Origin of the sequence: Nocardia jiangxiensis NBRC 101359, assembly GCF_000308615.1 — a bacterium.
GTDB lineage: Bacteria > Actinomycetota > Actinomycetes > Mycobacteriales > Mycobacteriaceae > Nocardia > Nocardia jiangxiensis.
The window spans coordinates 769,409-792,958 of the sequence record NZ_BAGB01000041.1 but is presented as its reverse complement, the minus strand read 5'-3'; the positions used below and the strand labels follow the sequence as shown (position 1 = coordinate 792,958).

Sequence of the window (23,550 nt, the reverse complement as noted above, 5' to 3'; positions counted from 1 at the left end):
GCACCGCAGCTGTACTTCACGCGGATGCATCATGCGCGCAGGGCGCCCGTGCGCCACGAATTCGGCTATCGCGGGTACAGCTGGTTCTTCGATCTGGACGACCCCGCCGCGTCTGCCGATTCCACTGCGGCCCTTCGCATATTTCCGCGCCGCGGATCATCTGCGGGGACCGGGCACGACATTGCGCAGCCGCGTCGAGGACCTGCTGACCGAACACGGCATCGACTGCGCGGGCGGGCCGATCATCGCGCTGATGAACGCCCGAGTGCTCGGGTATGTCTTCGATCCGCTGACCGTGTTCTGGTGTCACGGGCCGGATCGGCGGCTGCGGTGTGTGATCGCCGAGGTGCACAACACCTACGGCGAACGGCACGCCTACGTTCTGGACGTCGACGACCACGCCCGTGCCGAGATCGACAAGCAGTTCCACGTCTCGCCGTTCAATCGCGTCGAGGGCCGCTATTCGGTGCGGCGGCCCGAACTCGACGATGCGTTGTCGCTGCGGATCGTGCTGTCGCGGGACGGGCAACCACCGTTCCTGGCCTCGGTGACCGGCCATCGCGTGCCGGTGACGACCGGCACGGTGCTGCGCGCCCACCTGCGCACCCCCTTCTCGCCGTGGCTGACCGCGATTCGCATCCGGCGCCAGGGCATCGCGTTGTGGCTTCGGGGAGTACCGGTCGTGTCCACCGGGCGGCATTCGCGGCTGCGGACCCGGGTGGCGGCACAACTGTTCCGGCGCGCGGTGGCCGGACTGCCGCTGCGGGTGGAATTCCCGGACGGCGTCGTGCTCGGCGCCGAATCCGAGGGAGAACCGGTGCCGCGCATGATCATTCGCGATCCGGCGGCCTTCTTCGCGCGGTTGGGCGGTCAGGGCCTGATCGGATTCGGCGAGTCCTACACCGCGGGGGAGTGGACCGCCCCGGAGCCCGCGGCGGTTCTCACGGTGCTCGCCGCCCGCTTGTCCCGGCTGGTTCCCGCTGTGCTGCAACGCTTCCAGCGTGTGCTGCCCCGCCCGCCCGCGGCCGAGCTCGGTACGACGGCCAATGCGCGCAGCAATATCGAACATCACTACGACCTGTCCAACGACCTGTTCCGCCTTTTCCTCGACGAGACGATGACGTACTCCGCGGCGCTGTTCGAGGACCCGGACACCGTGTCCTGGGATCTGCTGGCCGCCGCGCAGCGCCGCAAGATCGATCGCCTGCTCGATGCCGCCGGTGTGCGCGCGGGGAGCCGGGTGCTCGAAATCGGTACCGGCTGGGGCGAATTGTGCCTGCGCGCCGCCGCGCGCGGCGCCGACGTGCATTCGGTGACGTTGTCGACCAGGCAACTGGAACTGGCCCGCATGCGCGTCGCGGAGGCGGGATTCGCCGACTCGGTCCGAATCGACCTGTGCGACTACCGGGAGGTGCGCGGTGAATACGACGCGATCGTCTCGGTGGAGATGATCGAGGCCGTCGGATACCGGTACTGGCCGGTGTATTTCGACACCCTGTACGAGCGGCTGGCCCCGGGCGGGCGAATCGGCTTGCAGGCCATCACCATGCCGCACGATCGCATGCTCGCCACCCGCACCACCTACACGTGGATTCAGAAGTACATCTTCCCCGGGGGATTCCTGCCGTCGGTCGAGGCGATCGAGCGCCTCGCCCGCCGATCCGGCCTGCGCGTATGTGCGCGGGACGGGTTCGGCGCGTACTACGCGCAGACGCTGCGACTGTGGCGCGAACGTTTCGACGCACACGCCACCGAGGCCGCCACACTCGGATTCGACAGCACGTTCCGGCGAGTGTGGCAGTTCTACCTCGCCTATTCCGAGGCCGGATTCCGTTCCGGATACCTCGACGTCCAGCAGATCGTTCTCGACCGGCCCGAGGAGCAACCGTGACCGTCGCCGTCCATCTCGAATCCGCCCTGCGCCCGCTGCTGCGCGGCCCGCTGCCGGTGCGTCTGCATGCCTGGGACGGCAGCCTCGCCGGGCCCCTCGACGCACCCCGCGTGGTACTGGAGAGTCCGCGAGCGTTGCGCCGAATCCTGTGGCGCCCGGGCGAACTCGGCGCTGCCCAGGCGTATGTGACCGGCGAGCTCGACGTCGAGGGGGAGGTGACCGAGGCCCTGAGCACCGCTTGGCGAACCGTGGCCGAACGCCGATTCCGGGCGTGCGCGTGCGCGATGTGCTGCGCCTGGCCGTGGCCGTTGCGCGGGTCGGCGCGCTCGGCGCACCCCTGCCCGCACCCGCCACCCAGGCCCGGCTGCGCGGCCGCCGCAACGTGCGGGAGCGTGATCGAGCCGTGATCAGCCACCACTACGACGGCTCGAACGAATTCTATTCGCTGCTACTGGATCCCGCGATGGCGTACTCCTGCGCCTATTTCACCCGCGGTGTCCCGGGCGCGCCGGACGATCCGGATTACGGCCTCGTCGAGGCGTAGCGGGACAAACTCGATCTGGTCTGCGACAAGCTCGAATTACGGCCCGGCGCAAGGCTTCTGGACGTGGGCTGCGGATGGGGTTCGCTGAGCCTGCACGCCGCCGAGAACTACGGGGCGCAGGTGCTGGCCGTCACGATCGCGCAGGCGCAGCGGGGGCGACGATCCACTACTGCACGGTGAATCTGACCAACCGGCTGCACCAACTGAATATCCCTGTGACAGTGGATGACCGGCCCGACGGCACGCATTCCTGGGGCTACTGGGAGGACGAACTGCACCGCTCCTGGCCGTTCCTGGCGCAGACCATCGGCAGCCGGGTCAACTGACACCCCATCAGAAACGGACTGCTCCGACCGATTCGTATCGGTCGGAGCAGTCCGTTCGGTCGGGCTAGGCTGCGGGAGTTTTCTCCGGTGCAGGACTTTCCTCGGCTGTCCGGCGGCCGAACAGGGCACGGAAATCTGTGCGCACCATCGGACGTCCGTTGAGCCAGATGCTGCCGGGCACCCGGCGGGTGACTTCGGCCCCGAACAGCGACATCGCCATCACCGACACGTACACCACCACCGTGCACCACAGCGTGCCGATCGCATTGCCCATCGGGATGATCCACGGAGCGATCAGCTGCAATGCGAACGGATGCAACAGGAACACCCCGAACGACCGATCCGAGCCGTAGGACAGCATCCTGGCCTTGAGTGAACCGGGTTGCTGATTCGCGGTTCCCCACGTGCCCAGCGTGTACAGGGCGGCGATGATCAGGGTGAAGAAGATGATCAGATGCGGCATGAACACGTTGCTGCCCTGCCACGGCGGCAGCCCGTGCGCGGTGGAGCGCAGAAAGTCCCAGACCGACAGAACTCCGGCGACGACCGCACCCAGGACCAGCAGCGGTCCGAACCGTTTCACGGCTCGGTCGACGGCGGCCAGATGCCAGGCCGCGACCGCGCCGAGTATCACGTAGAACTGGTACGCGAAGACCACGGCGTAGATGTGCGCCCAGATCTGCCCGGCGAATCCGGTGAACGTCGGGGGATGCATGGCCAGGTACAGGAAGCCCAGTTGCAGGGCCCCGCTGACCGCCAGCACCCAGCGGTGGTGCCCCTCGGTCGCGCGCAGCAGCTTCAGCAGCAGCGGGAACAGCAGATATACCTGCATGGTGACCAGCAGGAAGTACATCTGGTACCACGCCTCGCCGGTCGCGATATCGATGACCAGCCGCCACAGCGCGTGCAGGACCGGTTCCTGGAAATTCCCCAGGACGATCGAATAGGCCCAGTAGAACACCGACCAGACGACGTACGGGATACCGATCAGCATGAATCGCCGACGCCAGAAGGTGCGCGCGGAGAACGGTTTGCGAGCGGACTGATAGACCAGCACGAAGGCGGTCAGTGCGAAGAACGCCAGGCGGGTGAAGTGCAACAGCGTCTGCACCGCGTTGGACGCCACATTGTCCGGGACAGTCGACCCGCTGGTCACGTGGTCCAACACGACGCACGCGAAGGTGATGATCCGGAACAGGTCTACCTGATACAGGTACGGCCGCTTGGTTTTTCGAGGCTGTGCCGATTCCGGAGTTTCCGGACTCGGGTCGGCGATCGTGAGCGTCGCAGTGTTCACGGTGCCGCGATCGTCCTGCGTCATCTGCCTCCTCGTCTCCTCGCCGACCCTGGTTCGGCCGCGATTCATGCTGTCACTCGACGCTGTGAATCGCCTTCACGCAATCTCCGAAACACCTGCGCCGATTACGGTGTGGCCCAGTGGACTCCGGTTGCGCCCCCGTCTCGCGCCATCGACGACTCGACCGGATACGGCATCCGGGAGATTGTCGGGATTTACCGTCGGTTTCGGCCGGAAGCGTAGCAGGTCATCAGGCGATCGGACACGTGTCGCGGTGACGTTACCACCACGGTCGTTGCTCGGGCTAACTTTCGATAGCGCCGGAAAACAGGTTTAGACGCACTTCACAGCACATGTTCGCGGTGATCGGCCGATGCGACTCGCCCGGCGTGAATTCGGTCGGCGGAGGCGAGCGGGATCGGCTCGAACATGGCCGGTTCGTCCTCGGGGAACAGCGCCGTCGGGCCGTAGATCCAGTCGATGAACGAGTAGTCGTGCACCGCGCGGGCGCGAAGCAGGGCGTTGCGACGCTCCCGCTGAATTCCGTCCAGATGCCACAGTTCACCCCAGGCGCGGGCGGTCAGCACCACCCGGCGGCAGTGTTCGGGACGGACCGCCGCATACGCCGCGAGCGTGCCGGACCAGTCGACCGTGCGATCGGCCGCGCGCAGGCGCTTCGCGTGCTCCGCGAGCACCCAGCCGTCCTCGATCGCCATGATCGCGCCCTGGGCCATGTACTGCAGCGGGGGGTGGGCCGCGTCACCGAGCAGGGCGATCCGGCCCTGGACCCAGGTGCTGATCGGGTCGCGGTCGTACATTCGCCACCACTTGTCCCGCCACATGTGCGGCAGTCCCCGCCGCACCGTGTCGCAGGTCCCCTCGAAGGCGGTGTCGAGTTCGTCCGGAGTGCCCCAGTCGTCGAGTCCGGCGCGCGCCCTGGGAGATTCGAAGACGGCGACCTGATTGAGCAGATCTCCGCCGCGCAGTCCGTAGTGCACGAAATGGCATCCCGGGCCCACGTGTACGACCACCTCGGACAGATCGACCGGGCGGCCCGCCTGTGCGACCGGCACCGTCCCGCGATAGGCGACGTACGCCGAGGACACCGGCCGATCGTCGAGGAACATCGCGCGGGCCACGGAATGCAGTCCGTCGGCGGCGATGACGACGGCCGCCCGGTGCTCGACGCCGTCCTGGGTCCTGGCGGTGGCTGTGTCGGCGGCCTGGGTGTACGAGACGACCCGCTGCTCGGTCAGCAGTTCCACGCCCGCTTTCCGGCAGGCGTCCAGGAACAGCGCGTGCAGGTCGCTGCGGTGGATGACCAGATACGGGAAGTCGTAGCGTCGTTCGAGGTCACGCAGGTCCAGTGCGGTCAGCTCCCGCCCGTCGACCGCGTCGCGCATCACCATCCGGTCCGGTACGACGCCCAGGGCCTTCGCCGCATCCAGCAGGCCGTAGTCCTCCAGGATGCGCGTGCAGTTGGGTGCGAGCTGAATTCCCGCGCCGACCTCGCCGAATTCCTTGGCCTGCTCCAGAACTCGTATTCGGAGACCGAGCCGGGCCAGCGCGAAGGCGGTGCTCAGGCCGCCGATTCCGCCACCGACGATGACGACGTCGGGTGTGCTCGCGATGTCCGGGGTGCGCATGCGGTGGTCTCCTTACAACCAGGGGCCGAGGTCGGGGACATCGGCGAGAGAGTGGGAACGTCCGGCGAGGTAGGCGGCGACCTCGGGCAGCGGCCCGTCGGGGATCGCGCGGAGTTCGCGCTTGGCGCTGATATCCGCTACCAGCGCGGTCAGGAAATCCTCGGGCAGATCGGCGAACCGCACGCCGGTGCCGAGGTCGACGGCGTGCACGCACACCTCGCGTGCCCGCAGCCACGGAATCTCGGTGGCCGGCACCGAGCGGCCCTGCGCGGTGCGGACCTCGGTGTGCCATTGCTGCTCGGTGAGGCCGGCCATGGCGTCGGTCAGGTGCTGAGCGGACCGGGGCACCCAGGTTCGGAGTTCGGACGCGGAAAGTGTTGCGCCCGACTCGATATCGGCGGCGCGCTGGGCGGGCGAGGAGTACATGGGGGTCGGCTCGCCGGTCGCGGCCCAGTGCACCAGGTGGCCGAGGGCGTCCGCGTTCGCGGCGACGTGCGCGAGGAGATGTTTGCGCGTCCAGTCGGGCAGGCCGCACGGCAGCGTCATCTCCCGCTCGTCCAGTGCGGCGAGCTGTTCGGTGAGCAGCGCCGTACCGAATGCGACCCAGCGCAGCGAATCCGCGTGCGTGTGCACGCTCACGACTCCGCGACGATCCGGTTGGTGCACCGGCCCAGGCCCGCGATCTGCGTCACGACGGTCTCGCCGCCGGTGAGATACACCTTGGGATCGCGGGCGTGGCCGACCCCGGCGGGGGTGCCGGTGGCGATCAGATCGCCCGGGTTCAGCCGGATGACCGTGGAGATGTACCGGACGAGTCGAACCGGATCGAACAGCAGGGTGCCGGTGTCGTCGCGCTGCATGACCCGGTCGTCGACGAGCGTGGTCACCTCGAGCGCCGGGCGGACGCCGCCGACCTCGTCGGGCGTCACGAGGTAGGGCCCGACCGGAGTGGAGGAGTCCCAGATCTTGCCCTGGGACCATTCGACGGTGCGAAACTGCCAGTCCCGCACGGAGATGTCGTTCATCACGGTGAATCCCGCGATGGCCGCGGCGGCCTCGTCCTCGCTCGCTCGGCGCACCGGCTTGCCGATGACGACCACCAGTTCGACCTCCCAGTCCAGGGCGTCGGTCTCGGCGGGTTTGGCGATCGGGTCGTTCGGGCCGACGAGGGTGTCCGCGAACTTCGTGAACAGCGTCGGGTAGTCGGGAAGTTCGCGGCCCATCTCGGCGATGTGGTTGGTGTAGTTGTGCCCGACGCAGATCACCTTGGACGGATCGGGCACGACCGGGGCGAGGTCGGCGTCCTGGACCGGCCAGGTCGTGCCGGTGGCCGCGGCGGCGACCGCGGCCCAGTCATCCCTGGCCAGCAGCGTGCCGAGGTCCGGGTAGCCGAGATCGACCAGCACGTCGCCGTCGAGGCGGACCGCGCGGGTCCCGCCGTCCACGCGAAGGGTGGCGAGTTTCATCGGGTGATCTCCTGACGGTCGAGCCGGAGCGCCTCGAAGACGGGCGCGTCCGAGAAACGGAACAGATCCAGTGCGCCGGAATCGGAGTCGGTGCGGCCCGCTTCCGAGGTGGCGGAGAAGGGTTCCCACGAGGGCACGACGAACAGATCACCGCGGGTGACCGACCAGCTCGCATCGCCGACGCGGACCGTGCCCGAGCCGTCGAAGACCTGGTAGACCGAGGATCCGGTCTCGCGAACCGGTGCGGTCTGCGCGCCGCGGGCGAGCCGGTGGAACTCCGCGCGCAGGGTCGGCAGAACGTCGGAACCGTTGTGCGGGTTGGTGAATCGCACCGCGGCATGGCCGGGCTCGACGGTGCCGCCGTAGCCCTGCCGTTCGAGCAGCAGCTGATCGCTCAGCGCGGCATCGGTGTGCTCCCACTTGTAGGCCAGCAGCGGCGAGCCCGGGCCGACGTCGCCCACCGACAGTGGCCGCAGGCCCGGATGACCCCAGAGTCGTTCGGAGCGTGAGCGTTCCGGCGTGATCCGCTCGGCCTCGCTGATCTGTTCGCGGCCGAACTGGAAGAACTGCGATTCGACGAGGTACTGGAACGGGATGTCCAGCCCGTCGATCCAGGCCATCGGCTCGGTGGTTACGTTGTGGTGCGCGTGCCAGTTCCAGCCCGCCTGCGGCAGGAAGTCGCCGCGACGCATCGGGACCGCATCGCCCGCGGGCGTATCACCGGTGCCGCCGACGACGGTCCACACGCCCGAGCCCTCGACCACGAAGCGGAACGCGTGCTGGGTGTGCCGGTGTTCGGGGGCGTCCTCGCCGGGCATCAAGTACTGGATCGCGGCCCACAGCGTCGGGGTGGCGAACGGCCGCCCGCCCAGGCCCGGATTCGCCAGCGCGATCGCGCGACGTTCACCGCCGCGGCCCACCGGGACGATCTCACCGGCCTGTTCGGCCAGGCGCCGCAGGTTCTGCCATCGCCACAAGTGCGGCGCCGCATGTGAATTCGGCCGTTCCGGCATCAGGTCGCCGATCTGCGTCCACAGCGGGACGAGCAGCTCCTGTTCGAAGCCGCGGTACAGCTCCTCGAGGGCCGGAGTCACCTCCGGCTGGTTCGGTGCTGCGACCGCCGGTACATGGACGGGGGTGTCGGTCGTGCTCATATTCCCACCCTGATCCTCGTAGCATCAGCAGAACACGAAATTCTGCACAACGGAACGGGGTGTCATGAGCACGGAACCGAAGACCCCACCGGCGTACGTGGTGACCAGTGCCGATCACGCGTTGCGGGCGGCGGTGATGCTCCAGTTGGAGGGCGGGCTGACGGTGAGCCGGGTCGCCGAGCGCCTGGGTGTCGCGCGTTCCACGGCCCACCGGCTGTTGCAGACGCTCGTCTACCGCGACTTCGCGGTCCAGGACGACCAGCGCGTCTATCACCCGGGACCGGTGCTTCAGCTCGCCACGCACTCGCAGTCGCGGACCTCTCGGTTGCGGACCGCGGCCCTGCCGCATCTGCAGCGACTGGTCGACGTCGTGGGGGAGTCGGCGAATCTGACCATCCGCACCGGGGATACGACGCGATTCATCGCGAGCGTCGAATGCGCTCAGGCGCTGCGGGTGGGCTCGCGGGAGGGGATGGTGTTCCCGGCCCATCGCACCACCGCCGGTCTGGTGCTGCTCGCCGCCCTCGACCCGGCCGGGGTGGACGAGCTGTACGCCGGGCAGCGGTATGTCGAGCATCCCGAGGAACAGCCGGACCTGCCGAGCCTGCGGGCCCAGCTCGCCCGGGTTCGCCGGGCCGGATTCGCGCTCAACAACGGGCTGTCCGAGCGCGGCGTGGTCGCGATCGGTGTACCGGTCCGGGACGCCGACGGCATCGCGCTGGCCGGTCTGTCGATCTCGATGCCGACCGTCCGCTACGACCGGCATCGGCTGCCGTCGCTGGTGGCCACACTGCATCGGGCGGCCGGGGCCATCGAGGCGGGCGGCGGCCGAGGGGATATGCACTGAATGCATGTATCGGCATGCAAAACATGTGTTTGATCGATGTGAATGCGCTCACTTCAATGGGCTTACCGATTGCCGACCCGAGGTGAACCCATGACCGTCTCGACCCCGCCCGTATCCGATCTCGACCTGTTCGACGACGACGTGCTCATCGATCCGTACCCGTCGTACGCCGCATTGCGCGAGCTCGGACCCGTCGTCCATCTCCCGGCGAACGAGGTGTACGCGCTCACCCGGTACCGGGTCATCCGCAGTGCCCTGATCGACTGGGAGAGTTTCTCCTCGGTCGGCGCGATCGGCTTCAACCCGACGGTCAACGAAGCTCTGTCGGGAACCTCCCTCGCCTCGGATCCTCCGGATCACACGCGACTGCGGGCCACGCTCACGGCGAATCTGTCGCCGCGGGCGCTGCGGGGGTTGAAGAAGACCATCGACGCCAAGGCGGACGCATTGGTCGCGGACCACGCGGCCCGGGGATCCTTCGATGCCGTCGACGCACTCGCTCGCGCATTCCCGTTGCAGGTGGTGGCCGATCTGATCGGCTTCACCGGCCACGTTCGCGACAACATGCTGCGCTGGGGTCAGGCCGCGATGCAGGTCATGGGACCGATGAATCACCGTACGGCGGAAAGCTTCGCGATCGCGGGCGAGTTGTACGAGTGGTGCTCGACGGTCACCGCCGAGGATCTGACGCCCGGTTCGGTCGGTCGCGGCATCTTCGAGGCGCAGGAGCGCGGCGCGATCCCGCCCGGCACCGCCGGATACATCATCCATCAGTATCTGGGCGCCGGTGTCGACACCACGATCGCGGCGATCGGCAATATCGTCGCCCTGTTCGCGGCCCATCCCGAGCAGCTCGCCCTGATCCGGGCGAACCCGTCGCTCGTGCCCGGCGCGTTCAACGAGGCGCTGCGGTACTGGGCGCCGGTCCACGCGTGGGGGCGTCGCGCCACCGAGGATGTGGTGATCGACGACCTCGTGATCCCGGCGGGGGCGAAGGTCGCGATCCTGTTCGGCGCGGGAAACCGGGATCCACGGCACTACGAGAATCCCGACGCGTTCCTGGTCGAGCGGGCGCCGACCGATCACCTGTCCTTCGGTTACGGTCCGCACGGCTGCGCCGGACAGGGGTTGGCCCGTCTCGAAGGCCATGGCGTCGTCGAGGCGCTCGCCCGCCACGTCGGACGGCTCGTCGTCGGCGACGAGGTGCGGATCCCGAGCAACATCACCCGCAGCATCGAGCAGTTGCCCGTGCAGGAGGTGCTGCCGGTATGAGGCTGGAGGTGGATCGATCACGCTGTGAAGGACACGGACTGTGCGCGGGAGCAGCGCCGTCCCTGCTCGACCTCGACGACGACGGTGAGCTGGCCTTCCTTCGCGACGAAGGCGCGGACAGCGATGCGGACCAGGCTCGTGCCGCGGTCCGGGTGTGCCCGGTCGTGGCCCTGCGCCTGGTCTGAGCAGGACGGGTCGCCGCGTAAGGTTCGACGCGATGAGCGAAGCGGAAGCGGACCTCGCGCGGTCCGGGCTGGATCGGCTGGCCTCGGTCAACCTCAACCTGCTGGTGCCACTGCTCGCGGTGCTGGAGGAACGATCGGTGACCAGGGCCGCCGAGCGTGTCGGGCTCACCCAGTCCGCGATGAGTCACGCGGTGGGCCGGATGCGTCGCCTGTTCGATGACGACCTGCTCGTCCGGCAGGGCAACGGGGCCACGCTGACCCCGCGTGCGCTCGAGCTGATCGCACCGCTGCGGGCGGTGTTGCAGTAGACCGCCGACCTGGTCGATTTCCCCGGTTTCGATCCGGTGACCGATCGCCGCGTCATCACCGTCGCGATGACGACCAGTACGGCTTTCGTCCTGGGCCCGCGGCTGGGAACCCTGGTGGCCGAGCGTGCTCCGCACGCGACCCTGCGCCTGCGCACGATCGCCGTGCCGACCGAGTCCACCTTCACCGAACACGGCGTCGATGTCGTCCTGCTGTCCGAGGGATTCGCCGCACCCCATCCGCGTGAGCGGCTGTACGACGACCGGTGCGTGGTGGTGGCGTCGCCGCGAACATCTCCGGACGTGAGCGCGCTGGAACTGCTGACCACCGAGCCCCATATCGTCGTGGACAGCGAACGTCGGGTGTTCCCGTACGGGGTGCTCGACGAGCAGGGCGTCACTTACCGTGTCGGACAGCGGATCTCGGATTTCGTGCTGGTGCCGTACCTGGTCGCGCGGGTGGGCGGGGTGGCGCTGCTGCGTTTCCGGGTCGCCGCCGCGATGCGGACACTGCTCGAGTTGCGGATCGAGGAGTTCCCCTTCCCGATCCCCGGGCTCGGCATCGATATGGTCTGGAATCCGAATCTCGGCGACCAGCACTTCATCGCCTGGCTGCGCCAACTGCTGTTCGACGCGGCCAGACCCTGACCGGGAGTCAGTGCCGCCCGATCGAGCCGATGCGGACGTCCTACCTGGTGGTGGTCGCCGTGGCCGTGGTGTCGATCGTGTTGACCCAGCTGGCCGCCGATTCCGCTGCGCCGCAAGGCCGCAAGCTGGACATTCCCGGCCAGCTCACCCTCGCCCTCGGACTTGTGGCGATCCTGTTCGCCGCCACCCAGGGCTCCGAGGGCGGCTTTCTGCGGCCCGAGATCATCGGCGCGTTCGTCGCGGGCATGGTGCTGCTGGGCGCGTTCGTCGTCGTCGAGCTGCGGTCCGAGGCGCCGCTGCTGCATCTGCACATCTTCGCCAACCGCGCCTACGCCGTCGTCGCGATCGCCACGGTCGTGGGGAGCCGGTGACATCGACGAAGGTGCCGCCGCCGTGCCGCGGTCGACCGGTACGCGGGTGCGAATCACGGTTTCGTGCAGCACTTCTCGTGGATTCCCGAGTATCAGCGGGTCTTCGCCGAGACCGCCGAATTCGTGCGGCGGCAGTGAGCCACGAGGAGAAGGACGACCATGACGCACGAGGTGCGGATCCACCCGCTGTTCTCACCGTGGGGCCGGTTCGGGCTCTACAGCTTCTTCATCGATGCCCCGGAACCGGCCATCGTCGATACCGGCATCGCCTCCTCACCCGCCGAGGGGATGGCTCCGGCACTGGCGAAGCTGGGGCGCAGGATCGAGGACGTTCGCTGGATCCTGTTGACCCACGGGCATATCGACCACATCGGCGGGGCCCACGACCTGTGGGAACGCACCGGCCGCCGTGCCGAGGTGGTGATCCACGAAGCCGATGCGCCGATGCTGCGCTCGCGCCGCGCGCACGTGGAGAACGACCTGAGCGTGCGGCAGCAGTATCTGAACGATTCCGCGGGTGAGGCGTCGCAGACCGCGGCGGCCGAGGCGGTCATCTCCGGGGAGATGGAACCGACGATGCTGGTGCGCGGCGGTGAAACCCTGTCTCTCGGTGGCGATGTCACCGTCTCGGTGCATTCGGTCCCCGGCCACACCGCCGGTTCGGTCGCCTACGCGGTGAACGGCCGTGAGGCGGTCTTCGTCGGTGACGCGGTGCAGATCCACGGCGCCGCGAACGGATTCCCCGGCTTCGAGGATCCGGATGCCTACCGGGCGTGCGTGCGGTATCTGCGCGACGAGATCCGGCCCCGGCGACTGTATCTCGGACATCCGTTCCGGCATGCGGACGGCGCGGCCTACGAGGTGGAACTCGATGCAGATCAGGCCCGCGAGGCATTGCAGGAGAGCCTGGCTATCGAAGGCCGGGTCGACACCGCGGCGCACGGATGCCTGTGCGCGGGACTGCATTCGACCGATTCGGTGTATTCGCCGTTCGCCCCCGTCGCCGACGAACTCGGCTATCGCGGGGATCCGACCCTCGAGCCGTCCCCGTTCTTCACCACGATGCACGGCTACCGCACGCGGTTCGACCGGACCTCCTCCTGACCGACCGGGCACCGCTACCAACCGGACGTTGCGACGACCGGAAGTTCTACAGGACAAGGAGTTTCGCACTCATGGCCGATTTCACCACAGTGGATGCGGGCGGGCGGCGGGTCGCCGTGCGCACCGATCTCGAGGTGCCGATGCGCGATGGGGTCACCCTCGTCGCCGACGCCTACAGCGATGTGGCGGACACCCCGCGGCCCGCGCTGGTCGCGCTGAGTCCGTACGGAAAAGATTTGCAGGCGTTGGCATTGACCATGCCGCCGCAGCGCAGGCCCAGCCCGATGTGGGACGGATGTATCGAGGCCGGTGACATCGCGCGCGTCGTCGGGGAGGGCTAATTACACGTCATCGGGGACCTGCGCGGGTCGGGCGGCTCGGGCGGCGAGATGATCGGCAACTACAACGCCGGTGGCGTCCCGCTGGGACAGGACGCCTACGACTTCATCGAGTGGGTCGCCGAACAGCCCTGGTGCAACGGCAAAGTCGGCATGATCGGCATCTCCTACTTCGGGTCCATGCAGGTGCTCGCCGCCGCGGAACGTCCGCCGCATCTCGCGGCCATCTTCGTCAGCTGCGGTCACTACGATTTCTACGAGACCACCTACCACGGCGGCATCATGTGGTTCATGCCGCGCGCGGCGCGCGAGGGGCGCGGCGGCGACTCCGGTATCGCGCATACGAATGTGAAATCCCGTATGCAGCAGGTTCATTCGCCCGAAGAGCTGCGAAAGCTGGTCGACGAGCGGCTGCGGGATCCGGACGTGGCCGCATGGCCGAATCTCGTGCACGTGCTGAAATACCCGAAGAACCGCGAGTTCTGGTTCGACATCGTGATGAACAATCTCGACGGGGACTGGTACTCCGAACGCAATCCGGTCACACTTGCGCCGAACATCGATATCCCGGTCTACCTGCAGATCGATCAGGGACGAGGCTGGACGCTGGACGGCACCATCGAGGTGTTCGACGCGCTGCGCGGGCCCAAGAAGCTGGATATCGGCCCGTACCCGCCGATGCAGTCGCGTCCCTTCGTGGAGGAGCACGACAAGATGTTCCGCTGGTACGAATACTGGCTCAAGGGCATCGACAACGGGATCATGGACGAACCGGCGGTATCGGTCTTCGTCGAGGGCACGCGCGAACGAGTGACCTCGAGCCAGTGGCCGCCACGGGATGTGGCGTACCGCTCGTTGTATCTGCGTCCGCGGCACAAACTTTCGCCCGATCCCGAGCCGATGGGCGCGCAGCACGCCGCGCCCGACGGCTTCTATCAGGCGCCGCTCACGGTCATCGACGAGGTGACGATCCTGAGTTGGAGTACCGCGCCGTTCGAGGAGTCCACCGAACTGATCGGCACCGGCGCCGCGCACCTGTTCGCCGAAATCGACCAGGACGATACGAATTTCATTCTGCGCCTGTGGGATGCCGCGCCGGACGGCGGCCGTCAGTTGATCACCACCGGCTATCTGAAGGCTTCGCATCGCGAACTCGACGACCGCACCACCGAGGGCAACCCGTATCACCCACATACGCGCAGCGTGCCGGTCCAGCCGGGCGTGATCGAGGAGTACGTGCTGCGGCTGTACCCCTTCGCGGCGACGTTCCGGCCCGGTCACCGGCTGGTGGCGGAATTGTCCAACGACGAGCCGCTGGCCGACGACCACAACGCGCTGCTGCCGCCGGACGCGTTCCACCTGCCCGTCGGACGTGCGGTCACGCACAAGATCTACCGTGACGCCGCACATCCGTCGCGGCTGGTGCTGCCGTTCACCACTCGAACCGCCGGCGAATGACCGGATCCGCCGGCACGGCGCTCAGGAGTGTGTGCCGGTGAAATAGTCCCCGTGTTCGAGGTCCTCCAGCAGACCTGGGTGGGTGGGTTCCCAGTCGAGCAGCTTGCGGGTGTATTCGCTGGAGACGGGTGCGTCGGCGGCGTAGACGGAGGCCATGAAGGGGTTCTCGAAGTGCGGGACTGCCTCCTCGGGTGTCAGGGATCGGGTGGGGATGCCGAGGGCGTCGGCGATCGTCTCGGCGATGTCCCGGAACACGATCGCCTCCTGTCCGGTCCCGTGCAGTACGGCTCCCGCTGGAGCATGCTCGACCGCGAGGCGGTAGAGCACGGCGGCGTCGAGTCGGTGCACCGCGGGCCAGCGATTGCTTCCGTCGCCGATGTACGCCGAGACGCCGGTTTTCCGCGCGGCGGCGATGAGCATCGGAATGAAGCCGTAGTCGTTCGGGCCGTGCACGGTCGGGGCGAGGCGCAGCACGCTCGCACGCACCCCGCGTTCGGCGAATTCGAGACAGGCGTCCTCGCCGCGGATGCGGAATCCGGCGGTCGAATCACGGTCGGGGGCATCGGTTTCCGTGGTCACCCGCCCGCGCGGCAGGACCAGGGTGCCCGATGTGGAGATCAGCGGTTTGCCGGAACCCTCCAGTGGCTCACCGAGCGCTCGGATCGCCGCGCAGTCGCGGCGCATCATGGCGTCGGTATCGGAGAAGTCACCGCCGAAGGCCATGTGCACGACGGCGTCGGCCTGGGCGGCGCCCGCCCGCAGGCTGTCGAGATCGTCGAGCGATCCGGGGTGCGCCGTAGCCCCCAGACCCTCGAGCCGCTGGGCGGAGGCGTCCGATCGTGCCAGGCCGGTGACCGTGTGACCGGCGGCGATGAGTTCGGAGACGATGGCGGGGCCGGTGAGTCCGGAACCGCCGGTGACGAAGATGCGCATGAATCCTCCCGTTGAGCTGCGCGGTAAATAGCGTCAGTCACTGACGCTACCATGTTGCGTCAGTGACTGACACTTGTAGACTGCCCGCTGTGCCACGCAGCGGAGAACAAGCGCGCAGTCGCCTGCAGGAGGCGGCGATCACCCTGTACGGCCGCAACGGCTACGACGCGACCACCACGGCCGAGATCGCCGCCGCGGCGGGCGTCACCGAACGCACCTTCTTCCGTCACTTCGCGGACAAACGTGAGGTGCTGTTCGGCGGCGAGAGCGTCATGCGCGAGTCGCTCACCGCCGCGATCGCCGAGGTGTCCGGAACCCCTGCGCCACTGGCGATTCTGCGCGCGGCGTTCCGGACCGTGGTGCCCTATCTGGAGAGCCACCGCCCGCTGTCCGAACCGCGGTCGCGCATCATCGCCGAGACACCGGCATTGCGCGAACGGGAGCTCGCCAAGGCCGCGAACATGGTCGAGGTGGTGGCCGAGGCGTTGACCGCGCGCGGCATTCCGGCGCGGCGCGCGCGGCTGACCGCGGAGGTCGGCATGGCGACGATCGGGGAGGCGATTCGCCTGTGGCGCAACGATTCCGCCAGTGATCTCGACGAGTGCATCACCCGATCGTTCGACGACCTGAAGGCGTTGTGTACGGAGCCGGACGCGTTCGGCGAGGCGCTATAGCGGCATCAAGTGGTGCTTGCGGGGACCGTGCCGAAGTGTCTTGTCGCGCAGTAGATTCAGGGCTTTGCGGAGCTCCAGCCGGGTGTGCGCGGGTTCGATGACCGCATCGATGTAGCCGCGTTCGGCGGCGGTCCACGGCGTGGCGATGGTGTCGTTGTAGAAATCGACCATCTGCTGACGCAGAATCGGGCGCTCCTCGTCCGAGGCGGCCTCGAGCCGACGGCGCTGGATCAGCCCGACCGCGGCCTCCGCGCCCATGACCGCGATGCGTGCGGTGGGCCACGCGAAATTCAGGTCGCCGCCGAGCTGTTTGGAGCCCATCACCGCGTAGCCGCCCCCGTACGCCTTGCGCACGACGACGGTGACGATCGGCACCGTGGCCTCCACGACCGCGTAGAAGAATCGACCGCCGCGCTTGATGACGCCGATCTTCTCCTCCTCCACGCCGGGCAGGACGCCGGGGGTGTCGACGACGAAGACCAGCGGCAGCCCGAACGCATCGCACAGCCGGATGAAATGCGCCGCCTTGTCCGAACAACGCGCGTCGATCGCACCGCTGGACACCATCGGCTGATTCGCCACCACGCCGACGCTGCGGCCGTCCACCCGGGCGAATCCGGTGATCATGTTGCGGGCCGCGGTATCGCCGACCTCCAGGAAGTCCCCGTCGTCGAAGAGTCGCAGCAGGATGTCGTACATGTCGTAGCCGCTGCGATCCGAGTCGGGGATGATCGCGTTCAATTCCCGGTCGCTGTCGGTGATCTCGGGTTCCAGACCCGCATTGAGCACCGGTGCGGTATCGAAACAGGTCGCGGGCATGTAACTCAGATACCTTCGCGCCCAGTCGAATGCGGCCTGCTCATCGGCCGCGACGTGGTGGATGTTGCCGTTGTGGGCCTGGTTGAACGCGCCGCCGAGTTCCTCGAGGGTGACCTCCTCGCCGGTGGTCTCGCGGATGATGTCCGGACCGGTGACGAACATGTAGGCGGCTTCGGTCGCGATCAGCACATCGGTGTTGATCGGCGAATAGACCGCGCCCGCAGCGCATTTGCCCAGCATCAGGGAGATCTGCGGCACCACGCCGGACAGGCGCTGCTGCCGTCGGCTCATGGCCGCGTACCAGGCCAGCGAGGTCACCGCGTCCTGCACGCGCGCGCCGCCGGAGTCGTTGATGGCGATGAACGGGCAGCCTACATCGGCCGCGGAATCCATTGCCAGCGCGACCTTCCGGCCGAACATCTCACCCACCGAACCGCCGTAGACGGTCTGATCGTGCGAGATGATCACCACCGGCCGCCCGTGGATGCGGGCGCGTCCGGTGACCACGCCGTCGCCGTACAGCGCGTCGGCGGAGCCGGGTTGGCGCATCAGTGCGCCGAATTCCAGGAAGCTGCCCGGATCCACCAGCATGTCGATCCGCTGACGGGGGCTGGGAATTCCCTTCGCCGCGCGTTTGGTGACGCCCGCCGCTCCGGCCGGTTCCCTGGCGTCCGCAAGGTTCCGGTGCAGCTGCGCGAGTTTCGCGGCGGTTGTCTCCACAGATTCCTCCCAACCTGGAACCGACCGATTGCCGGTTTGCGACTGGCTCGACCCTAGCTGGAATAGACGAGTTCATAGCTCTGTGCACTGCAATAGACTCTTCGACGTGTCATCCATGGCAATGCATTCCGGTCCACCCAGCTATCAGGCGCGAACAGGGCGGTCGGTCGAGGAACGAACGCGGGCGATGATCGTCGCCGCGGCCGAGCAGGTGATGCTCGCGCGGATCGCCGCACCCGTATCGGGCGTTTCGATCGAACGCCTGAGCACCGCCGACGTCTGCGCCGAGGCGCGCGGATACCTCCGGCGCGACGGTAGCGAGGGACCGATTCCCAAGGCCACCATGTGGAAACACTTCAAGACCGTCGAAGCGCTCGCCGCCGCGGTCGTGGAGAACATCACCGCCGAGAATCGTCCGGTGCCCGAGCCGATCGCGGAATTGGCCGCTCGCGGTGGACGTTCCGAGGACACCGCCCGGGGCAGTGTCGACGCCGAACGGCTGGAGGCGCGTTTCTCGGCGCGTCACTTCGATATCGGTGGTCTGCGCGAGCAGTTCGCGGAGGCGGCGGCGCGCGAGGATCGGCCCGATATGGTGTTCTGGTCCGCCGAACTCGCCGAACGGTATCTGCAACGTCATCGCCGCGGTGATCGGCATCCCGCGACCACCGCCAGTGAATGGGCTCGCCGCGGCATGAGCCTGGTCGATCCGCGCTCACGCCTGGACTGCATGATGGGCATCCGCTGCACTCGCGCGGCCGCCGAGGCCGAGGCCGTGTTGTCCCGGAGTGCGGAGTACGAGCCCACCGGGTTGAGCCGGGTTCGGTCGATCAAGGAGACCGAGGCGGAGTTCGCCGATGCGCTGGGCTGGGTGCTGCATCGTGAGCTCGCCCGATTCCACGCCGACCATGCCCGCGCGCTGTGCGAGGAGGATGCCGAGCGGGAGATGCGATCGTTGCGCGCCATCGCCGACGCGCTCGGCGAGTTGTGTGCCGCCGACGCGGAAGTGTCCAGGGAACCGGGAGACACCCTGCGCGCCGGTGAACTCGCCTACGTCATCGCCGGGCTGTGCCGGGTGGAGACGGCCTATGCCACGCACCCCACGCATCGGGGGACGTATGCGGCGATCTTCGCGGATCGGATGGCCGAGACGAGAACCGAACTGCTCGCCTGTTTCGCGGTGACCGCCAGGGAACGTCATCGGCACGAGGACAACATCCGGGCGCTGCTGCGCATGGACGCCTTCGCCCGTCGGCTCGACCGCATCGGTCCGGCGGCCGAACCGGGCGAGATCGCCACTGCCGTGGAGGATTACGAGCACGCGTCGATCGATCTGCTGCGCACCACCGAATACGGCACGATCCGTGACATCCTGGTGGCGCGCTACCTCATCGCGAAGGCCCGTTCGCTGACCCATCGCGATGCCGAATCCAGGCGTTCACCCGACCACACCCCGGACCGCCCGGCGGGTTCGCTGGTGCATCCGCAGCCCGCCGTACTGATCCAGGGGGCGATCCAGTTCTACGATCACGCGGCCACGGCGGGCAGCTCCCGTGGATCCACCGGCGTCCTGCGTGCACTCGCCGCTGCGGGCAGCGCCGAGCTGCGACGGGCGAATCCGGTGCGGCGCAAGGTGGATGGCGACTGCGCACCGGCCGACAGCGAGATCGACACCATCGCCCAGACGATCAACGATCTGGTCCTGATCACCGTCAGCCGCCGAAACCGCTTCACCGACAACGAGATCGAACATCTCCTGGCGATGGTCGACCCGATGTACTACTACATCACCTCCGGTCGGAACTGACCGTGTCCCCGAACCGCCTGTCCAGGAGGCGATCTCGTACTGGTGGCGATGACGTCGACGGCGGCGGACGATTCGCGATGATCGGGGCGACGAGTTGTGTGTTGCCGCTCTGTCAACGCTGCGGGGTGGGCGCGGTCAGACGGTGTCGGCGACCAGTTCCGGTTCGGTCGGTACGTGCTGTTCGCGCCGGGGCAGCAGGAGGGGAGTGGCGAGCAGCAGTACGCCGCCGACGGCGATGGCGGTGCGCGGGGTGGTCAGCGAGGCCAGGACACCACCGAGGGCGGTGAGGGTTGCGGTGGTGGCGCGCTGGGTGATCGTCCAGGCCGACAGCGCTCGGGCAACTCGGTCCGGGGGCAGCTGTTCGAGGCGGTAGGTGGCCAGCAGCGGCATGAAGACGCCGATGCACAGGATCAGGCCGAATTCGATCACCACGATCAGGACCAGACCGGCGATTCCGGGACCGATGAAGGCCAGGCCGACCGGCCAGCAGGCGCGCAGGATGCCGGTGGTGAGCATGACCCGGTGGCGGCCGAAGCGCCGGGTGAGCGGCGGGGACAGCCGGGAGCCGATCAGGCCGCCCACGCAGGGCAGTGCGAAGGCGAGTCCGTACTGCCAGGGTGCGAAGCCCAGGTGGCCGACCAGCAGCACGATCAGCGGCGGTTCGGTGGCCAGGAGCAGACCGGAGGTGAGTGCGCTGTTGGCCAGCAGCACCCGCAGTTGGCGGTGCCCGAACAGACAACGCCACCCGTCCAGTAGTTCCCTCGGCCGCGTCGCGGCGGGATGTTCGCGGACGGGATGGGCTTCGCCGCCGCCGATCGCCTTGACGCTCAGCGCGGACAGCAGATAACTCGTCGCGTCCATGACCACGGTCACCACCGGACCCAGCAGGCCCATGGCCGCGCCGCCGAGCGGTGGCCCGACCGTCTGCGCGGTCCAGGTGGTCGACTCGAATCGCGCATTGGCGATGAGCAGATTCTCCTGCGGGACAATGCTTTTCAGATACGCGCCGCTCGCGGCCTTGAAGGTGATCTCCGATGCCGCGGTCACCACCGACACGATGAGCAGCTGCACGAAACCGAGCAGGCCCAGGGCGAAGGCGATCGGGACCGTGGCCAGAACCGCGAACCGGATCAGATCCATCGTCATCATCACCGGGCGTTTGCGGCGGAACTCCATCCACGGGCCCAGCGGGACCGCGATCAGCGCGCCCACCGTCAGGCCCGCGGCGGACAGCGCCGACACCTCGGCGGGCCCGGCGTGCAGGACGCGCACCGCGATCAGCGGCAATGCGCCGAAGCCGAGTCCGGATCCGTAGGCGCTGACCGCGTAGGCCGTCCACAACCAGCCGAATCGCCGTCCCAGCGATCTGTCACTCGAGCCACGCACCGGCGCATCACCCCATTCCAACAACCTCACGTTGACCAGCGGAATGAAACCAGGTCCCGCACAAGGGAATCAAACAACCACCTGGTCGGCGCGCCACAACGATCGGTTGTGTGGGTCAGAACCGTCCGACCGCCACGAAGACGGCGATCGCCAGATAGATCACGTTCACCGGGACGACCTTGGCCTCGCCCTCGCGCAGATGGGCGACGATCGCGCCGATCATCAGCGCCACCCAGCACACCGCGGTCACCGGCACCATCACCGGTGCGATATCGAGTGCGGCGGGCAGGATCAATCCGGCCGCGGCGAGGATCTCCAGGATCCCGAGCGTTTTGACGAAGCCGTTCGTGGCGTGTGTGGTCCAGCCCGCGCCCGGCGCGGCAGCCAGCTTCTCCCGCGGCATGAAAGTCTTGGTGATACCGCCGAGCAGTGCGACGACGGCCAGTACTCCGGCGGCGATCCACAGTGCGAGGTTCATGATGTGCTCCCTGTCGAATGTCGGCGGCTTCGAACCGGAGCCGCGATCACCCATGGGACGCCGCCGGGGCGAGCCGCGTGACAGACCGGCCCGGGTGATGACCGTCACTCCCGGCAGCTGTCACAGACTGTGCGGCACCGGCGTCTCGTGGACGACACGATGCGGAGGTTCCGTCATTTACTGCGATGCCACAGACTGTGCGGGATCGGAGTTCGGCGGACCGCACGATTCGGATCGAGCTGAGAGGAGCGTCGATGAGCGGCACTGATTCGTACGATGGTGAGCCCGGGGCGGCGGGACGGGCCGACCCCGCGACCGAAGCCTTTCTCGCCCACCGCAATCTGCTGTTCACAGTTGCCTACGAGATGCTCGGTTCGGCGGCGGACGCGGAGGATGTCCTGCAGGAGACGTGGCTGCGGTGGGTCGGCGTCGAGCTGGCGGAGGTGCGCGATCAGCGGGCCTATCTGGTGCGGATCGCGACGCGGCAGGCGCTGACCCGGTTGCGCACGATGGGGCGCCGCCGCGAGTCCTATGTCGGGTCCTGGTTGCCCGAACCGCTGCTGACCTCACCCGATGTCGCCGCCGACGTGGAATTCGCGGAGAGCGTCTCGATGGCGATGTTGCTCGTGCTGGAGACGCTCGCGCCGACCGAGCGGGCGGTGTTCGTACTGCGCGAGGTGTTCGATCTGGCCTACGACGAGATCGCCGAGGCCGTCGACAAGACCCCGGCCGCTGTGCGGCAGATCGCGCACCGGGCCCGCGCGCACGTCGCGGCGCGGCGGCCGCGCGAGATGGTTTCCCCGGCGCAGACGCGGGTTGCGCTCGAGGCATTCGAGCGGGCGATCCGGACCGGTGACATGCAGGGGTTGCTGGATATTCTCGCGCCCGATGTCGTACTGGTCGGTGACGGCGGCGGGATCCGCCGGGCGGTACCGCGCCCCATCACGGGGGCCTGGAAGGTGGCGCGTCTGCTGGCCGCACGGCACGGCAAGTTCGGCGGGCTGATCGCGGCCGGATTGCGGCACGAGCCGGTCGAGGTGAACGGCTATCCGGCGCTGATCCTCGAGTTCGACGACGAGATCGACACGGTCCTGGCGGTGCGCGTCGATGACGGCCTGATCGCCGGGCTCTACGCGGTGCGCAACCCCGAGAAGCTGGCGCGGATGGAGCAGGAGACCGGCCTGAGCCGCTGACCGCTGTGCAACATTGCAATATAATTTGTGGTCTTGTACGGTCGCCTGGTGAATAGCGCCACGGCAGAGTCGCCGTCCACGCAGCTCTGGTTCGACGTCCGCGATCCGGCGACCGGTCCGGTCGTCGGGCGGTATCCGCTGCACACCGAAGCCGATGTCGACGCCGCGGTGGCCCGCGCCCGCGACGCGGGAACCTGGTGGGCGGCACTGGGATTCGCCGAACGCGCGCGCCGGCTGGATCGCTGGCGCGCCGAACTGACCCGGGGCCGGGACGATCTCGCCCGGACCATGCGGCAGGAGATGGGCAAACCGCTGTCCGACGCGAAACTCGAGATCGCCATGGCGTTGGAACATCTGAAGTGGGCGGCCCGCAACGCCGAGCGGGTGCTCGGTCCGCGGTCGGTGAACGCGAGTCTGCTGACGATCAATCAGTCCTGTCGCGTGGAGTACCGGCCGTTCGGGGTCGTCGGGGTGATCGGGCCGTGGAATTATCCGGTGTTCACCCCGCTCGGCTGCGTCCCGAACCCGGAATGCAGTTGCCCCCGGCTCTGGTCCACACCAGCGACGCCGAATTCTTCGGTGCGGACGCCACGACCCTCGCGCAACGCTGGACCGCGACCGGCGCGCTGTGTGACCTACAGATCTGGCCGGACCAGATGCACGTCTTCCAGGCCCTGCCGGTCCTGATCCC

General features: G+C 68.0%; 21 protein-coding genes and 3 pseudogenes. 15 read left to right on the top strand and 9 right to left on the bottom strand.

Going from position 1 to position 23,550, the window contains the following annotated elements; genetic code table 11:
* Window positions 1-31: 31 nt before the first annotated feature.
* From ON40_RS56070 to ON40_RS49910, 3 genes and pseudogenes are all read left to right on the top strand, one after another.
* On the top strand, window positions 32-1,891 hold the full coding sequence (locus tag ON40_RS56070; protein ID WP_051193208.1) for a DUF1365 family protein: 1,860 nt from the start codon (window positions 32-34) through the stop codon (window positions 1,889-1,891).
* Window positions 1,888-2,588, top strand: a pseudogene (locus tag ON40_RS49915) (class I SAM-dependent methyltransferase); the annotation flags it as partial. The gene ON40_RS56070 and the pseudogene ON40_RS49915, both read left to right, overlap by 4 nt.
* A gap of 8 nt (window positions 2,589-2,596) precedes the next feature.
* A pseudogene (locus ON40_RS49910) lies at window positions 2,597-2,761 on the top strand (esterase family protein); the annotation flags it as partial.
* A gap of 64 nt (window positions 2,762-2,825) precedes the next feature.
* On the opposite strand, the gene ON40_RS17770 reads toward ON40_RS49910, so the two are convergent.
* The 5 genes from ON40_RS17770 to ON40_RS17750 all read right to left on the bottom strand — a co-directional run bounded on the left by ON40_RS17770 (window position 2,826) and on the right by ON40_RS17750 (window position 8,324).
* Window positions 2,826-4,082, bottom strand: a complete 1,257-nt coding sequence (locus ON40_RS17770) for an acyltransferase (RefSeq protein ID WP_051193206.1) — start codon at window positions 4,080-4,082, stop codon at window positions 2,826-2,828.
* 320 nt (window positions 4,083-4,402) lie between these two features.
* A complete protein-coding gene (locus tag ON40_RS17765) occupies window positions 4,403-5,704 on the bottom strand; it encodes an FAD-dependent oxidoreductase (RefSeq protein WP_040823750.1) in 1,302 nt (433 codons plus the stop codon).
* 12 nt (window positions 5,705-5,716) lie between these two features.
* The gene (locus ON40_RS51200) at window positions 5,717-6,343 is read right to left on the bottom strand and encodes a maleylpyruvate isomerase family mycothiol-dependent enzyme (RefSeq protein WP_218008804.1); all 627 of its coding nucleotides are present in this window, start codon (window positions 6,341-6,343) and stop codon (window positions 5,717-5,719) included.
* The gene (locus ON40_RS51195) at window positions 6,340-7,170 is read right to left on the bottom strand and encodes a fumarylacetoacetate hydrolase family protein (RefSeq protein WP_040823748.1); all 831 of its coding nucleotides are present in this window, start codon (window positions 7,168-7,170) and stop codon (window positions 6,340-6,342) included. The genes ON40_RS51200 and ON40_RS51195 overlap by 4 nt, the downstream gene beginning before the upstream one ends.
* Window positions 7,167-8,324, bottom strand: coding sequence for a cupin domain-containing protein (locus ON40_RS17750; RefSeq protein ID WP_040823746.1), 1,158 nt, complete (start codon window positions 8,322-8,324; stop codon window positions 7,167-7,169). Before ON40_RS17750 ends, ON40_RS51195 begins: the two co-directional genes overlap by 4 nt.
* Before the next feature lie 64 nt (window positions 8,325-8,388).
* Here ON40_RS17750 and ON40_RS17745 point away from each other — a divergent pair, with 64 nt between their 5' ends.
* From ON40_RS17745 to ON40_RS17715, 8 genes and pseudogenes are all read left to right on the top strand, one after another.
* Window positions 8,389-9,171, top strand: a complete 783-nt coding sequence (locus ON40_RS17745; protein WP_040823745.1) for an IclR family transcriptional regulator — start codon at window positions 8,389-8,391, stop codon at window positions 9,169-9,171.
* 90 nt (window positions 9,172-9,261) lie between these two features.
* The gene (locus ON40_RS17740; RefSeq protein WP_040823743.1) at window positions 9,262-10,443 is read left to right on the top strand and encodes a cytochrome P450; all 1,182 of its coding nucleotides are present in this window, start codon (window positions 9,262-9,264) and stop codon (window positions 10,441-10,443) included.
* Window positions 10,440-10,628, top strand: coding sequence for a ferredoxin (locus tag ON40_RS17735; protein ID WP_040823741.1), 189 nt, complete (start codon window positions 10,440-10,442; stop codon window positions 10,626-10,628). Before ON40_RS17740 ends, ON40_RS17735 begins: the two co-directional genes overlap by 4 nt.
* Before the next feature lie 32 nt (window positions 10,629-10,660).
* Window positions 10,661-10,936, top strand: coding sequence for a LysR family transcriptional regulator (locus ON40_RS54645; protein WP_245567851.1), 276 nt, complete (start codon window positions 10,661-10,663; stop codon window positions 10,934-10,936).
* A 36-nt stretch (window positions 10,937-10,972) separates the two neighbouring features.
* Window positions 10,973-11,581, top strand: coding sequence for a LysR substrate-binding domain-containing protein (locus ON40_RS17730; RefSeq protein ID WP_245567850.1), 609 nt, complete (start codon window positions 10,973-10,975; stop codon window positions 11,579-11,581).
* A 29-nt stretch (window positions 11,582-11,610) separates the two neighbouring features.
* Window positions 11,611-11,952, top strand: coding sequence for a hypothetical protein (locus ON40_RS17725; protein WP_040823738.1), 342 nt, complete (start codon window positions 11,611-11,613; stop codon window positions 11,950-11,952).
* 159 nt (window positions 11,953-12,111) lie between these two features.
* Window positions 12,112-13,056, top strand: a complete 945-nt coding sequence (locus tag ON40_RS17720; RefSeq protein ID WP_040823737.1) for an MBL fold metallo-hydrolase — start codon at window positions 12,112-12,114, stop codon at window positions 13,054-13,056.
* A 71-nt stretch (window positions 13,057-13,127) separates the two neighbouring features.
* A pseudogene (locus ON40_RS17715) lies at window positions 13,128-14,852 on the top strand (CocE/NonD family hydrolase).
* A 21-nt stretch (window positions 14,853-14,873) separates the two neighbouring features.
* Here the strand turns inward: ON40_RS17715 and ON40_RS17710 are convergent.
* Window positions 14,874-15,785, bottom strand: a complete 912-nt coding sequence (locus ON40_RS17710) for an SDR family oxidoreductase (protein WP_040823735.1) — start codon at window positions 15,783-15,785, stop codon at window positions 14,874-14,876.
* 89 nt (window positions 15,786-15,874) lie between these two features.
* Between ON40_RS17710 and ON40_RS17705 the strand changes: the two genes are divergently transcribed.
* A complete protein-coding gene (locus ON40_RS17705; RefSeq protein WP_040823733.1) occupies window positions 15,875-16,459 on the top strand; it encodes a TetR/AcrR family transcriptional regulator in 585 nt (194 codons plus the stop codon).
* On the opposite strand, the gene ON40_RS17700 is transcribed toward ON40_RS17705, so the two are convergent.
* Window positions 16,454-17,998 carry an acyl-CoA carboxylase subunit beta gene (locus ON40_RS17700; protein ID WP_040823732.1) on the bottom strand — a complete coding sequence of 515 codons (1,545 nt, stop codon included), beginning with the start codon at window positions 17,996-17,998 and terminating at the stop codon, window positions 16,454-16,456. The two genes, ON40_RS17705 and ON40_RS17700, sit on opposite strands and share 6 nt — an antisense overlap.
* A gap of 106 nt (window positions 17,999-18,104) precedes the next feature.
* On the opposite strand from ON40_RS17700, the gene ON40_RS17695 reads away from it, so the two are divergent.
* Window positions 18,105-19,802 carry a hypothetical protein gene (locus ON40_RS17695; RefSeq protein WP_169541870.1) on the top strand — a complete coding sequence of 566 codons (1,698 nt, stop codon included), beginning with the start codon at window positions 18,105-18,107 and terminating at the stop codon, window positions 19,800-19,802.
* 135 nt (window positions 19,803-19,937) lie between these two features.
* Here ON40_RS17695 and ON40_RS17690 read toward each other — a convergent pair whose 3' ends face one another.
* Both ON40_RS17690 and ON40_RS17685 read right to left on the bottom strand, forming a co-directional pair.
* A complete protein-coding gene (locus ON40_RS17690; RefSeq protein WP_245567849.1) occupies window positions 19,938-21,218 on the bottom strand; it encodes an MFS transporter in 1,281 nt (426 codons plus the stop codon).
* An 85-nt stretch (window positions 21,219-21,303) separates the two neighbouring features.
* Window positions 21,304-21,666, bottom strand: coding sequence for a DoxX family protein (locus ON40_RS17685; RefSeq protein WP_040824495.1), 363 nt, complete (start codon window positions 21,664-21,666; stop codon window positions 21,304-21,306).
* A gap of 254 nt (window positions 21,667-21,920) precedes the next feature.
* On the opposite strand from ON40_RS17685, the gene ON40_RS17680 reads away from it, so the two are divergent.
* The gene (locus ON40_RS17680) at window positions 21,921-22,859 is read left to right on the top strand and encodes an RNA polymerase sigma-70 factor (protein WP_040823730.1); all 939 of its coding nucleotides are present in this window, start codon (window positions 21,921-21,923) and stop codon (window positions 22,857-22,859) included.
* Window positions 22,860-22,907: 48 nt separating this feature from the next.
* Entirely contained in the window at window positions 22,908-23,546 is a 639-nt protein-coding gene (locus ON40_RS17675; RefSeq protein WP_083895746.1) for an aldehyde dehydrogenase family protein, read from the top strand.
* Window positions 23,547-23,550 lie beyond the last annotated feature (4 nt).